Here is a 13569-nt window from a genome sequence, read left to right as displayed (position 1 = left end):
GTGGATAGGTTACGCCAGTGATAAGAAAGCGAATTACGACATACTTGGACGACTATGTGCATTTACTACGGGGTAAGCATCTGCGGGATCACGTCTGTGCGATGCTGTTGGATAGTAAGGAGCATCGGCGGGCGTTCGATTTTCTTCAGCAGGTTGATCGCCATGAGTTAGAGTATTGGGCGGTGTGGTATCACTTTGCGCGCTATCTTGTTTATCACAACCCCATCGACATGAAAGAGACCTACGCCTTGATTATGCAAGAGGATTTTGCGCATGATGCGTGGTTTCTCTACATGATTGCGCGCTATGCTTACGAGGTAGCTGGACAGCCGATGATTGGCTTGCGCTACTTGAGACGCGCTATTGCCTTACAACCAGAGCTTAGTTGGCAGAGTGAGTATGCGATTTTTTGTTATTATACGCAACATCATGACGAATCTCGTCGTTATTTAGAGCAATTGATCGAGGTGGGGTATCATCGGGAGAATAGCTATCTCTTCTCTTTGTATGTTGATTTACTGATTCGACAGGAAAATTTTGCCCAAGTCTTACACCTCTATCGTACGTATTGGTCGAAAGCTAAACTCCCCACGCGCGACTTGGTACTTCAATTTAAACTCGAAGAGCTCTTTGGCAACAAGCGCACCGCACAGCGTATCGCCAAGAAGCTCTTTCGTGAGCGCGCCTTTTTAGATGAAATTAACCAGGCCTTTTTGTTGCTCTACTTTATCAAAGAGAAGAAAAATAGCTACGCCGACAAACTCTACCAAGAGCTTACCTCCAACCACTCCTTAGCGATTTTGGCGCGTATCCTCTACGCAACCCAACATCATATACAAGATATCTACACCGAGCGTGAGTGGTATCAACAAAAATTTCGCCTCTATAGCTTTGTTGACCATAGTTTTTTACTCTACATCAACAGCGGAATGAGCGAATTGCATCGTCTTGCGGTGCGCTTGCATCACCAGTCGCTTCAAGCTCACCAACGTCAGCTGCACTACGACTTTCCCGATCTCTGGCAACGTTACGGAGCCGAACTCTTCTTTTTAGGGGAACGCCCCATCTTGTCGGCACAGTTTGTACGTATTTTTTATCAGTTACAAGCGCGTCAATATGCCCTTGCCGACATGCACCTGCACGGCATCTCTATCACCTATCGTACCCGACTGATCTTTGTGGGTAGTGCGCGCATTCCTTTTGGCTATTACTTACTACGCGGAGAGTTAGCCTTAGGGCGAAAACAGTGGCAACGCGCCACGCATTACTACGCGAAGGCGCTCAAAAAGCTCTCGATGCTCGATAGCTATTACCGTGAATACTTCGCTTGGCTCTTGATAGAATGTGTGCGGATCTTTATTGACGCATCATTGATGTATCAAAATGCCAAAAAGACGAGTAAGCAATTACGCGCCTTACGCCTCTTTGACGCCGAACACCTTACCCTATTACTCCATCGCCTGCGTCATAGTCAACATCAAGGCTCAAAGAGCGAATCGCAGGTCTGGCAAGCGCTGGTAGAGGAGCAACTTTTACAACGGCAAGGATAATATCAGCATACTTTGCGGTTTTTACCCTAAGACTCCTTATGCGATGATTGGTAGTATCGATCCATAAAGGCTTGTTTGTAGAGAGCAAAACGGTTCTCTTTAATCGACGCACGTACCTCGTTCATAAAGCGCTTCATAAAGGTGAGATTGTGATCGGTAAGGAGGGTGAGTGCGTTGATCTCTTTGGCTTTGATGAGGTGGCGGAGGTACGATTTACTATAGCGTTGGCAAGCCGAGCAGGTGCAGTCGGGGTCGATGGGATTGTTGTCGAGGGCATAGCGTTCGTTTTTAAGTGAGAGTAAGCCATCAAAGCTCATCGCTGCACCGTTACGCGCTACGCGGGTAGGGTAGACACAGTCAAACATATCAACCCCAGCCTCTACGGCCTGTAAAATATAGTCGGGCGTGCCTATCCCCATAACATAACGCGGTTTATTGGCAGGAAGTAGGGGGGTGCTATAGTGAACGAATTCTTCAAATACTTGCTTCTCTTCACCCACACTCAATCCGCCAATCGCATACCCAGGGAGGTCGAGGGCAGCTAACTCTTCGATACTTAATTTGCGGAGATCTTTATAGAAATTTCCTTGTGTGATACCAAAGAGAAGGCCTTGCTCACCCGAGGCTTGCCACTCTTTTTGACAACGTTTTGCCCAATCGACGGTGGTGCGGTGCGCTTGATAAGCTTTTTTCTCGGTGATGTTGGGCGGGGTACAGACGTCTAGCACCATTTTGATGTGCGAGCCGATGATGTTCTGCGCTTGGATAGCCTTTTCTGGGGTAAAGAAGTGCTTAGAGCCGTCAATATGCGAGCTGAATTTGACACCTTCTTCGGTGAATTTAGCAAATTTTGAGAGACTAAAAAATTGAAATCCGCCTGAGTCGGTGAGAAAATTTCTATCCCACGTACTAAATTGAGGCAACCCACCCATCTTCTCCAGGAGCTCTAAGCCAGGGCGTAGGTAAAGATGATAGGTGTTGGCAAGGATAAGGCGATAGTCAAGCTCTTCTAAGCGACGATGATGCAACGCCTTCATGGTACCCACCGTGCCCACTGGCATAAAAACGGGCGTAGCGACATCGCCCTGCGGGAGAGATAATGTGCCTAGGCGCGCTTGTCCGTCGGTGTGAATAACGGTAAAATGTTGCTTCACGAGGTAGCTCCTGATGATAAAATTTGCTCATGGTCTTGGATACGTCCAAGCGAGCGAGTGGTGCTGTGGCTAATTTTACTCTCTTCGGCATAAAGTGTTAATACACCCATCTGGGATAAGGTAAGATGTTGCATCTGAGAGTGCGTAATTGTTCCGATTTGCTTGCCGACAGACGTAAGGTTGAGGTGTTGGATCTGGAGATTTTTTAAGGAAAATTGGCTATTACCGGTAATGGTGATGTCGCTTGGCATAAGATTATCTGTTGGTAGGGTAATGCGAATCATCTCGGTGAGGTTGCGATTGGCAGGTGCATGGCTAGTACGAATGGTGAGACTTCTATCGGTTTGACGAATTTCGGCAAAGTAAGCGATAAAGGGCGAGACCCATATGGCGAACTCCTCCCCAGATTCTATGCGTAAATCCACATTGCCTTGCAAGATGAGCGCCTCGGGGAGTTGGGTGTAATCTAGGCGTACGCTAGCTGGCTGACGCATATAGCGGAGCATCGATGGCGTAAGCTGAAAGCCCATATTGAGATCCGTCCAGTGAAAGGTCATCGTTAATAGGGAGATAATCGTTGCAATGATAATAGGGCTAAGCAACCATCCTTTACTGATTTTTCGCGTTTTCATGGGATTCTCCTTTTTTCTCCAGATCAATATTTTGTATCAAAGAACTTAAGCAACACGTAAGGTTTTCACCTTAAAGTAGGCGAAGGTTAGGAAGATAAAACTAATGGCAAATCCCATCAGGTTGAAGAGAAGGGGACGGGTTAAGTAAAATTCACCAAATCGAAGGAAAAATTCACCAAAGCGCTCCATACTTTGCTCATTGAGGATATTTGCTATCGTAAAAAAGAGCAAGAGGATGATCCCGACCATCGAGAAGAGCCACAAAAAGAGAATCACTTTAATGAAAACATAGCGACGAATTACGCTGGCAGCAAAGAAATAGATAGAGACAGGTAAAAACCAACCAAAGGCAGGTGAAATGGGAATTTGTATTTGATCCCAAAGTTGCCTTAAGGTAAGCAAGCTGTAGGCATTATCGAACCCTTCTTTATTGGGAACGAGGATTGCCGCAATGCCAATGTTAAGAAGGTAGATAATACGCGTAAGCAAGACGCTGATTCCCGGAATAAGAAAAAGGGCAAGCACGACCGCAATCGTAAAACGATGGTAGCCACTAATGGGCGTTGTCAGGGTAAGGATACTACGCGAAGCCTTACGCTCTTTGGCAAAAATCGTACTTGCGGAGAATGTCCAAAGAAAGGGCAGGAAGAAGAGGCTTGCATCGTTCATGATATCGGTTGCACCCATATTGATTTGCATCAAAAGCGAGATAGTGTAGCTAAGTTGCACAAAGAGCAAGAGCCCCAAGAGGAGCTTGCTCTCTTCTTTAAGGTAGAGGGTGAAACGTAATTTAAAGTAATCCCAAAAGATAGCAAATTCATCTTCACCTTGGGTACGTTCCGTAATATTTGACATGTTTTAGACTCCTATACTGGGGGTTTGTGATGCTTGTTGTGCGAGGTAGCGTTGAATGTTTTGACTACCATTGGTGGCGGCAAGAAAGATAAATTCAAGATCTAAGTGGCTCTTTTGCCCAGAAGTATTTGCAATCAAACTCTGCTGTATGCCCCCGAGTTGCGATTGATGAAAGCTCTCTTGGGTTGTCTCGGTAGAGATAGCAAGGTGTTGTTGCATAAAGCTTAAGGTGTGGTTAAAGACGACACGATTCTCGTGTAAGATAGTAAGTCCGCTGATAATCTCTTGGAGATCGCGTGCTTGGTGGGTGGAGATGATAATCGTACGATTGGGATTTTGCATCTGCATAAGCAGGTCGCGTAAAACGGCTTTACTTTGTACATCTAATCCGTTGGTTGGCTCATCCAAAATCATCAGGGAGCATTGGGTGGCTAATCCCAAGGCAATAAGCGATTTCTTTTTCTGTCCAAAGCTCATTTTATGCATGACCTTGTTGGTTTCTAGGTTAAATTTTTGCGCAATCTCTTCAAATAAGGAGATGGAAAATTTGGGGTAGAGCGGGGCTAAGAGTTTCATATATTTTTGGAGCGAGAGGGGTGGAAGGTCAGTCTCCTCGGGTAAAAAGAAGAGATCTTTAAGAAAATGTCTCCCGCCAATAGGTTCACCGCACCAAGTAATTTGTCCATCACGTGGCTCGATAAGTCCGGCAACAAGCTTGAGGAGCGTGGTTTTTCCTTCGCCATTTTGCCCCATGAGCCCGTAAATTTCACCCGGAGAAAAGGTAATATCCAGATTTTTATAAAGCGTCTTCTTGCCTTTTGGATAGCGGTAAGAGAGCTGTTTGATTGTAAGCATAGTAACCTCGCTGATTAAGAATGTTCTTTTTTTGTAGAGAAGAGGAGATCGCCCTCTTTCCAAAGATCTTCTAGGGCATAGAAGGTTCGCTCTTGAGGGTTGAGGAAGTTGACCACGATGTTATATGCGTCGACTACCAGCCAGCGACTTTGTGGCGACTTACTATGCGTTTGAATAGGAAAGTCATAACGATAAAGCAATTGCTTTACCTCGTGCATCGCGCTTTTGGCTTGGGTCTCACTGGTGTAGGTCGCTACGACTAAAACATCCGCCCAGGTGCATTGCTGTTTTACATCAAGGACAACAAGATCGCTAAGTTGTAAATCGACAAGTAGCTGTGCGACCTCTAAGGCAATTTCATTAACTGATAAGTTCTTGGGTATATCTTCCATCAAAATCTCTCCCTAATACAATACGAATATCGACATTTTCCATAATATCCAAATCTGATCCCACCGGAATGCTGAACGAATAGATGCGGTTGGTGCGAATAACCTCTCCCACGCGCTGGGCGGCCTCAAGGTTGCCACTAAAATCAATCACAATGGTGTAGTCCACATCATTGGTCTCGGCGTTACTGGTACGCACAACATTGTAGCCAAGACTTTCGTAAATTTGCGCGGTGCGTTGAGCTAAACCATTATTTTTTGTACCATTTTGAATTTCAATACGCCTTGGCCAGGCTTGAATAATCACCTCCTGAGGATTGGCTAGTGTCGCTTGGGTTTGTGTTACCATCTCACGGATCAGTCGCCCGTCGTAGTGGGGAAAGAGGAATTGTTGATTGTCGATAGTGCGGATGGTACCTGTTACCTTTTGGACAATCAAATTCTCTTTGTCTAAGCGATGCATTGCCTGCCAAAACTCCAAAAGAGCTTCCCTATCCATATTGGTCGTGCTCTTATTGATGAGCTGATCGATGACTAAAGGGTTGGCAATCGCGGAGCTGTTCAACGCCATTTGACGGACAAAAGCCCCAGCAAACCGACGAGTAAGCTCCTCTCTTCGACTCTGTGCTGAGGTATTTTGCGCCATAATAAGATACTCGGTAGCTTTTGCACCATCGAGAATAAGCGAGCCAGCAGGAAGCATCACCGCACGTTGATGATATTCTGCTTGATAATTTGTTGCAATAAAAGCTTCTACGCCCCCAAGCAAATCAACTAAAAAACTAAATTCATCTAAATCCATCGAGATGTAAAAAGGAGTATCAGCAATTGCCAAGATATTGCGCACGCGCTGGGCATATTCTTGTGGATTTTTGGGGTTAAAGTAGGTAGATATGGGGACAAAGCGTGAACGATCGCTACTAATGATAGCGTAGTTAGCTGGAATATCAAAAACTGCCCCTCGATGAGTTTGGTTATTGTAAAGATACATGAGCGTGAAGAGGGGTTTCCCCTCCTCATGCACCACAAGCAGGGTTGCCATGCCATCCTTACGCCGTAAGGTTTGCGCAACGGCATTACTCTTGGTTTGAAAGTAGAGATAGATCGATGCTCCTAGGACAATAGCTAGAATAAGATAGAGTAGAAACAACGATCGATCTTTAAGCGCTTCTAGCGATAACTTCATAGGCGACGATGCTTAGGTAAGGTGAAAGAATTCGAGAATTTCTTGAGCAACGGTGTCAGTTGTGTAGCTGGTGCGATAGAGTTGTTCATCGCCAATAACCCGAAAGGTGAGGTTGTAGGCTAAGGCCTGTTTAAGCTCCGCGTGATAAAAGAGACGCACGTAGCGCAGGGAATTTCGGTCGCTTTTACGGTTCATAACGAGGAGATACCCATCTTCTTGAGGAATACTCTCTAGTAGGTTAAATTCATTGAAGGTACGACTGAAATCATTTAAGTAACTATCAGCTGTACTGCTGATACGGTTGATGAATGCAGTAATGAGCACTTTAGAGCCATTGAAGGTGGTTTTTAAGCCGGGATATTGATCGACAGCGAAGGTGTTTTCTTGTCCTGCCGAGAGCGATGCCATATAAGACCAAGAGCGACCCATTTCTACGAGATATCCTTTTCCTTCGACGTTTTTCATGGGCATGGGTGGGAGCTTGGGCTCTGCTTTTGGGGTTTCTGGAGTGGATGCAGGTGTGCTCTCTTCTGGTGGGCTACTCTCTTCTGGTGGGGTGCTCTCTTCTGGTGGCATTGATTGATTGGTTGTTTCGCAACTAACTAGTCCCACACTAATAAAGAGTAAAATAAGCAGGCTCATTGAGCGTTTGATGGAATATAACATAAAAGCTTTTCCTTGTAACATAAGATTCCTCCCTTAAGTATACCATATTATCTCAAAAAAGTGTTAAGAAAATAAGAAGAAATCCGAAAATTTAGAGAAAAATGTAATTTATATTGTAAATTTTGACAATATTGGGATAAAGTGCTTGACATCATTTCGCTTTTGAAGTATAGTGTAGATACGACGCAGGGTAGAGCAGTTGGCTAGCTCGTTGGGCTCATAACCCAAAGGTCGGAGGTTCGAGTCCTTCCCCTGCTATTTTTTGAAGAGTTATTGTTAAAACCAATAACTCTTTTTTTATTTCTTTTAACATTTAATAACATAGCAGAAGCAATCATATCCTGCTCCTGCTTATCGCTTTATCTTTGTGGTATTATTCGATACGCATCGGCTCTAGTGCGTATACGTGGTAGGGTTGCGCGGTGAGCATCTCTTGGCTAAGCCCGATGCGTGCTAAAATAAGGTTGAGTGGATTCTCTTGCACATTAAGGAGTGATTGAATGATACGCTCCATGGTTTTGTCGTTAAAGGGATAGGTTTTAACGGCATAAACTTCACCTAGTTCGGCTAATTCTGCCGTAATGATAATCGCATCATCTAGCGTACCAAGTGCATCTATAAGTCCTAAATCTAGCGCTTGTAGTCCACTGTAGACACGTCCTTGGGCAAGTGCATCGGCTTTTTGGATATTTTCTGCACGCCCTGCCTTTACGACGCGCTCTAAAAATTCATTGTAGATAAAATTCGTCCCCGATTGGTAGTATTCCAGCATCGCCTCGCTAGGCTGATGAAAGAGATCCATGCTAGGAATTTGGTTGTTTGGCACAAAGAGACGATCTTCATTGATACCCCACTTCTTGGCAAACCCTTCGGCCGTAAAAAAGAGGGAAAAGACCCCAATAGAGCCGGTTACGGTGGTTGGGTGAGCGACGATTTTATCGGCAGCCAAACTCATCCAGTAACCACCAGAGGCCGCGGTAGCACCCATAGAAATGACTACAGGAATCTTCTTTTTACTACGAATATCTTCTATGACCCGATACATTTGTTCGCTAGCGTAAGAGCTTCCTCCGCCGGAATCTATACGAATGATAATTGCCTGAACCCGATCCTCAACAGCATCTTGAAGTTGCTCGATGACGCGCTGTGCGCCCATCTGCGTATCCGATCCATACCCCGAAACAATCGCCCCTTCTGCGTGAATGATGGCAATTGTTGGTTCATTTTTGTGGAGAATACGACGGCGCTTAGCTTTACGTTGTGCCACCCGATCTTCTACATTGAGGTATCTTTTGGGCGAGATAAACGCCCCTTGCTCGCTGTTGAAATGATCAAATGGATCGAAACTAATGTTAGGAAAGAGCGTGTTAAGCGCTTGGTTGCGACTTCCAATTTGGTCAATGAGACCCAATTGTTGGCTCGTTTGTGCTTCAGAGTCGCCTAAGGTGCGGTTCGCGAAGGTTGGATTAGCAATCGCAATTTTTTGGTTATTCGATAAGTTAGCGCGGTTAGCCAGAATGCTGGTGGTGTAATGTTGCCAAATAGAACTAAGCAGAGAGCGCGTCGCTTCTTGGTTGCTTTCGCTACGCGCTTCTAGTTCGTAGCCCTCCACGGCGTTTTTGTATCGTCCTACTTTGATGATATTTGCTTCAATGCCAAGCTTGTTAAGTGCTTCTGCCATAAAAATTTGACTACTCACAAAGCCATTGATATCTGCCATACCAAACGGATCCATCCAGATCTCATCGGCAAGGGATGCTAGCCAATAGCTCCCTTTACCGTAGTAGGCGGAGAAGGCATAGATAGGTTTTTCGCTGGTTTTAAAGAGGCTAAGGGCAGCGTGTAGCTCTTCAATCACGCCAAACCCTGATGGATAAAAACCACTAAGATCGAGCCAAATGGCCGTTACGCGCGGATCGTCTTTGGCGAGCTTGATGGCGCGGGTGTAGTCATGCACCGACTCTTTGCTGGGATTGTTACCAAGCAAGAGTTCTTGAATAAGTCCTGGTTCGGGGCTACTCTGCTCATTAATATAGCCTGGGTTGAGTGATAGGGTAAACGATGGCGGAAGCTTGGGCGCTTTACTGGTCTGGCGCATGCCTAAAAAGAGGTAGTGACCAATGATGATAGCCAGAAGAATAAAAAGGATAAAGAGAATGTTGGCTACTGCTTCGCGTAGGAATTTGATAAATCTATGCAAAAGCAAGATATAATTTGTATCTTTCATATTATTAAAATTAGCACAAAACGAGTGATTTGTAAAGAGACTAAAAATAAAAACGACCAAAATTTCTGTCTTGAATCCTAATATTAGGAATCCAAGACAGAAATTGGGTTATTTGGCGATACCTTTCACGATGATAGGTGTGTCGGTGGCTGCTTTGGTAGCTTGCTCTAAGACAGCTTGAGCTAAGGCATTAAAGTTGTCCAAGATTTCCCGTGGAGCTTGGGTTTTGACCAGAGGAGCCTTTTGAGAGGAGGAGAGCTCTTTCGCCATTTCGTCAAAGATCTTTTTAGTCTTTGCATCTTTAGACTTAGCAACTCCCTTGGCATCGGTCTCATCATACACAACCGAAATGATGACTCCCTTTTGCACACGAATGGTTAAGGTGGGCATATATCCGGTGGGATTAGCCTTTTCAAAGTTGGCCTTGTAAATGCCATCTTTTAGTGTAGCTTGTGCAAAAGCGGTAGGAACCATGAAGAGCACCAACAGCATACCTGCGATCCATTTTTTCATTTTTTTCCGTCCTATAAATAAAAAATAGATATGAAAAAGAAAGTAACACTTCCTATAAATAATGTATCGATAAAGATACGTAAAAACATAAGCAATCTTTATATTTAATTGCTAAAAAAATATTAATTTTCTATTTTGAAGATATCGATTGACAGAGTTGCTTTTTTCCTTTATAATACGAGAGAATTAGATGGGTGGGGGGCTGTGATGATGCATGAGGAATTTTTGCAAAAAACCGGCAAGGTGATTGAGTTGCTAGCTTCTGAGATTTTGTTACTTCACGTGGGCGATCGCTTACCGGTGATTAGCGATTGGGTGGAGCGCTATAACCTCTCGCGCGGAACGGTACAGAATGCGATTCAGGTTTTACGCCAAAAAGAGGCTATTGTTACCAAAAGTCGCGGGCATCTGGGCACCTTTCTTATCGATATTGACTACCAGAAGTTGCAACATTTTGCGTTGCGTGGCCCTTTGCGTGGGAGCATGCCCTTGCCGTACTCTAAGCTCTATGAGGGGTTGGCTAGTGGGCTCTATGACACCTTTATGCAAGTCGATTTGTCGTTGAGTTTAGCCTATGTACGGGGTGCTAAAGATCGTATTCATCAAGTGCTTGAGGGGCTCTATCACTTTAGCATTGTCTCGGGATTAGCTGCTGATTTTGCCATTAAGTCGGGTGCACCCTTGGAGATTCTTTTTAATTTTGGATCGAAAACCTACCTCTCTGGTCATGTGATTCTCTTTGCGCATCCGCATAAGGCGCTCCAAGCGGGCATGCGTGTGGCGATTGATATGAGTTCTTACGATCAATCCTATCTTACGCAGGCGCTGGTGCGCGATCTTGATGTAGAACTTATTCCCATGGGTGCGCATCAAATTATCAATAACCTTCTGCATAATAAGATAGATGCCGGTGTCTGGAATTACGACCAAGTCTTGATGCACCAGTACCCGCTCGCCTATCAATTTATCGACAACCCCCTTACCGATCGTGCCACCCAAGCGGTGTTGGTCGGCTTCCAGCGTAACTTCGTTATCAATACCATTCTTAAGCGCACCATCAATCAGGAGCATGTTCTCGCCGTTCAGCATGAGGTGGTATACGATTTACGTGTACCTAAATATTAAGCGACATCTTTATATTACACAAGAGGATAGGGTGATGGAGTATCGTTTTTTAGCATTAAAAGAGAAGGGGCTTATCCACGAGGAAGCGTATCGTTTTGCCCAGCAAGCAAGGGATTATTGCACTGCTTTGGCAACCGATCTCTCTTTTGAGGGCTTGGATATGTTGCTTACCCACTTGAGTATGGGATTTATGCGTCAAGAGCAGGCCATCGTGATGCCGCTTATGCATGCGGAGATTCGTCAAGAGCTTCTGGATAATCCGATGTTCGATGACGTGCAAGGTTGGTGGCAAGATCTCCAACGTATGAGTGCGAAGCTATGGCATCCTAACGAAATAGACTACATCTATGCCCATCTTTTAATGTTGGTTGACACAGATATTTTGGAGCATAGATAAAAAAAAAGAGGGCTAGCCAACAGCAAAACCCTCTTAAATTAAGTGATGAAAAAAGTGATGTTTTTACTCTGAAAAGTGATAAAAAAAGTTATTCAAACCAAAGTGTTATTATACAAAATCAAAATTTAGTTACGGTTTCTTGCCTCTTGTTGTGCGACAAAGCGATTGAGGTCGTCCATAGAGCGTTGTTGACGATCGATGCGATTTTGTTGTGCTTCTAGGCGTGCCTTGGTCATGGCGATGCGCCCGCTGGAGTAAGGACCAATGTCGAAGTTGTAGGCGGTTGTCTCCCAAAACTTAAAGAGTTTAGCCTGATAGATGGCGCGCTCTTTTTGTACTTCGGGGGAGTTAAAGTGAGCTAGGCGCTCCTCTTGACTCATAAAGGCGACCATTGCACGGTGATCAGGACGATTATCTAGTCCAATCTCGGTGATAAAGTTATGTAATTTCGCCTGATCTTCACTAGAGAGAGCTTGCCACTCTTCTGCATAAATGCCAAAGGTTCCGCGTTGTTGACCACCTCTCTGGCGCATGTTATTGGCTTGGTTATTGTAGCGCATGTTATCACTACGTCCCTGTTGCATGGGTGCACCTTGTGCAGGGCGACCTTGCTGTGGGCGATTACCGCGTGCATTCTGTGCGAAAAGTTGTGGGGATGCGAGCATGATTAGGGCGGCTATAGTGAGTGTTCCTCGTTTCCATTGTCGTGTCATTTTGTTCTCCTCCGTCTTTCTCTTTAAGATATCTCCATAATACTAGGCAAATGTGAACAAATTATGATGAGAAGATATTTTTCTTGTGAAGTTATGCATATGTGTCGTATTGATGAGTTTAAAGTGATTGTAGATAAAGAATTAAAATTTAATGATTTTTTGAAAAAAAGATAAAAAATGTTAAAAATGAGAATCGAGGGCGACAATTTGGTTAATAGAGACGGCTTCTAGGTAGAAATTTCCCGCATCATTAGCGACAACTTTGCCTAAAACGTGGGTAACCAGATTAGGCGTAAGGGAGATCTCGAAGGGAACAAAGACATCCACCGCACCCTCTAAGACGCGTCCATCTTCATAGCCAACTAAGAGACGAAAGGCAATGCGGGAGGGCGTAACATTGAGCCCATTGATGGGCCCCCGCCAAAGCACATGCAATCCATTGTAGAGTTGCGGTTGGGAGGCGACATCGACAAAGGTAAAATTCGCATTGTAGGTGGCAAAAGTGGGCGGTTGAAAGGCCTGTTGGAGGATCATCGCTTGGGCTTTAACGGCGCTACTGGCATTAGAAAGGAGTACGCGATTGAGCTCTCTGCCGGCAAGATCGTCTTGAAAATTGTTGAAATACTCTCGCGCATCCTCCATGCCTTGGAGAATTTGCGCCTCACTCAAGATAAAGAGCGTAGGGGCATCGCTAGGGGAGAGGATCTCGGTGGGTTTGATGCTAAAGAAGGTAAATTGCTCGGATACACCGTCGCGCGTGAAGGGTTGAGGGGGAAATATCTGGTAGAAGATACGTTGGCTAAGAAACCCGATACTGACTAATAAAAGCATGATAGTGAGGGTATAGCCGATGCTCGAGACGACGCGCATAAGGGGGGAGATGGGCTTGATGGGTAGGAGTTTTTTGAACGAGTGTTGCACAAGAAAGCGCCCCAAATCACGATTATCTTTGATACTCTTCATTTTATTAATACCAAAGCGCGCTTTTTTGTTGTCGGGTTCAAGGTCGTCTACCTCGAGCCAAAGTTGCAACGCCTGCGCGGTATCACGTTTGCGTAACGCCACGCAAGCCAGCAAGAGGCGAATGTCGATGTTATCTTCGGCAGAGGTAAGCCCGCGTTGAAGATAGAGTTGTGCGCCGTTGATGTCGTTGGTAAAGTAGCAAGCGCTCCCCAAGAGGTAGTAAAAGTGCGCGTCATTATTAAACAAGAGGATTTTGGGCTCTAAGAGCCGAATCACTTGTCGATACTGCGTCGCTTTGAGCTGACGCTCGGCCTTCTTGAGGATCGCTTGGGCATCCACTACGA

Annotated in this window: 14 protein-coding genes and 1 tRNA gene; 4 read left to right on the top strand and 11 right to left on the bottom strand. The window is 45.1% G+C overall.

All coding sequences use genetic code 11. From position 1 onward, the window contains the following. Nucleotides 1-17 precede the first annotated feature (17 nt). Nucleotides 18-1550 (top strand): hypothetical protein, encoded by a 1533-nt coding sequence (locus tag PVA46_RS06090; RefSeq protein ID WP_167695864.1) that lies wholly within the window; start codon nucleotides 18-20, stop codon nucleotides 1548-1550. A 26-nt stretch (nucleotides 1551-1576) separates the two neighbouring features. On the opposite strand, the gene tgt is transcribed toward PVA46_RS06090, so the two are convergent. Genes tgt through PVA46_RS06055 form a run of 7 tightly spaced genes read right to left on the bottom strand, consistent with a single transcriptional unit; the run spans nucleotide 1577 to nucleotide 7308 of the window. After that, nucleotides 1577-2704 carry a tRNA guanosine(34) transglycosylase Tgt gene (tgt, locus tag PVA46_RS06085; protein ID WP_167695863.1) on the bottom strand — a complete coding sequence of 376 codons (1128 nt, stop codon included), beginning with the start codon at nucleotides 2702-2704 and terminating at the stop codon, nucleotides 1577-1579. Continuing rightward, nucleotides 2701-3336, bottom strand: a complete 636-nt coding sequence (locus PVA46_RS06080; RefSeq protein WP_167695862.1) for a hypothetical protein — start codon at nucleotides 3334-3336, stop codon at nucleotides 2701-2703. The genes tgt and PVA46_RS06080 overlap by 4 nt, the downstream gene beginning before the upstream one ends. Before the next feature lie 45 nt (nucleotides 3337-3381). Beyond that, on the bottom strand, nucleotides 3382-4191 hold the full coding sequence (locus PVA46_RS06075) for a hypothetical protein (RefSeq protein ID WP_167695861.1): 810 nt from the start codon (nucleotides 4189-4191) through the stop codon (nucleotides 3382-3384). A 3-nt stretch (nucleotides 4192-4194) separates the two neighbouring features. Then, the gene (locus PVA46_RS06070) at nucleotides 4195-5046 is read right to left on the bottom strand and encodes an ABC transporter ATP-binding protein (RefSeq protein ID WP_167695860.1); all 852 of its coding nucleotides are present in this window, start codon (nucleotides 5044-5046) and stop codon (nucleotides 4195-4197) included. Between the two features lie 14 nt (nucleotides 5047-5060). Further along, on the bottom strand, nucleotides 5061-5438 hold the full coding sequence (gene rsfS / locus PVA46_RS06065) for a ribosome silencing factor (RefSeq protein WP_167695859.1): 378 nt from the start codon (nucleotides 5436-5438) through the stop codon (nucleotides 5061-5063). After that, nucleotides 5407-6621, bottom strand: coding sequence for an LCP family protein (locus PVA46_RS06060; protein WP_167695858.1), 1215 nt, complete (start codon nucleotides 6619-6621; stop codon nucleotides 5407-5409). Before PVA46_RS06060 ends, rsfS begins: the two co-directional genes overlap by 32 nt. Before the next feature lie 12 nt (nucleotides 6622-6633). Further along, entirely contained in the window at nucleotides 6634-7308 is a 675-nt protein-coding gene (locus PVA46_RS06055) for a hypothetical protein (protein ID WP_167695857.1), read from the bottom strand. 163 nt (nucleotides 7309-7471) lie between these two features. Here PVA46_RS06055 and PVA46_RS06050 point away from each other — a divergent pair. Further along, nucleotides 7472-7545 (top strand) — tRNA-Met (locus tag PVA46_RS06050). Between the two features lie 115 nt (nucleotides 7546-7660). Here the strand turns inward: PVA46_RS06050 and sppA are convergent. Further along, nucleotides 7661-9487 (bottom strand): signal peptide peptidase SppA, encoded by a 1827-nt coding sequence (sppA, locus tag PVA46_RS06045; protein ID WP_167695856.1) that lies wholly within the window; start codon nucleotides 9485-9487, stop codon nucleotides 7661-7663. A 135-nt stretch (nucleotides 9488-9622) separates the two neighbouring features. Then, nucleotides 9623-10027, bottom strand: a complete 405-nt coding sequence (locus PVA46_RS06040; RefSeq protein WP_167695855.1) for a hypothetical protein — start codon at nucleotides 10025-10027, stop codon at nucleotides 9623-9625. A gap of 207 nt (nucleotides 10028-10234) precedes the next feature. Between PVA46_RS06040 and yhfZ the strand changes: the two genes are divergently transcribed. Both yhfZ and PVA46_RS06030 read left to right on the top strand, forming a co-directional pair. Then, nucleotides 10235-11152: a GntR family transcriptional regulator YhfZ gene (gene yhfZ, locus PVA46_RS06035; protein ID WP_167695854.1), complete on the top strand. Its 918-nt coding sequence runs from the start codon at nucleotides 10235-10237 to the stop codon at nucleotides 11150-11152. A gap of 34 nt (nucleotides 11153-11186) precedes the next feature. Continuing rightward, nucleotides 11187-11549, top strand: a complete 363-nt coding sequence (locus PVA46_RS06030) for a hypothetical protein (protein WP_167695853.1) — start codon at nucleotides 11187-11189, stop codon at nucleotides 11547-11549. Between the two features lie 125 nt (nucleotides 11550-11674). Here PVA46_RS06030 and PVA46_RS06025 read toward each other — a convergent pair whose 3' ends face one another. Next, nucleotides 11675-12262 (bottom strand): hypothetical protein, encoded by a 588-nt coding sequence (locus tag PVA46_RS06025; RefSeq protein WP_167695852.1) that lies wholly within the window; start codon nucleotides 12260-12262, stop codon nucleotides 11675-11677. A gap of 180 nt (nucleotides 12263-12442) precedes the next feature. Next, nucleotides 12443-13564, bottom strand: coding sequence for a tetratricopeptide repeat protein (locus PVA46_RS06020; RefSeq protein ID WP_167695851.1), 1122 nt, complete (start codon nucleotides 13562-13564; stop codon nucleotides 12443-12445). Nucleotides 13565-13569: the final 5 nt, after the last annotated feature.

The organism is Entomospira culicis (assembly GCF_028748145.1).
Taxonomy (GTDB): domain Bacteria; phylum Spirochaetota; class Spirochaetia; order WRBN01; family WRBN01; genus Entomospira; species Entomospira culicis.
The sequence above is the reverse complement of the archived record's forward strand: the minus strand, read 5'-3'. Positions and strand labels throughout refer to the sequence as shown.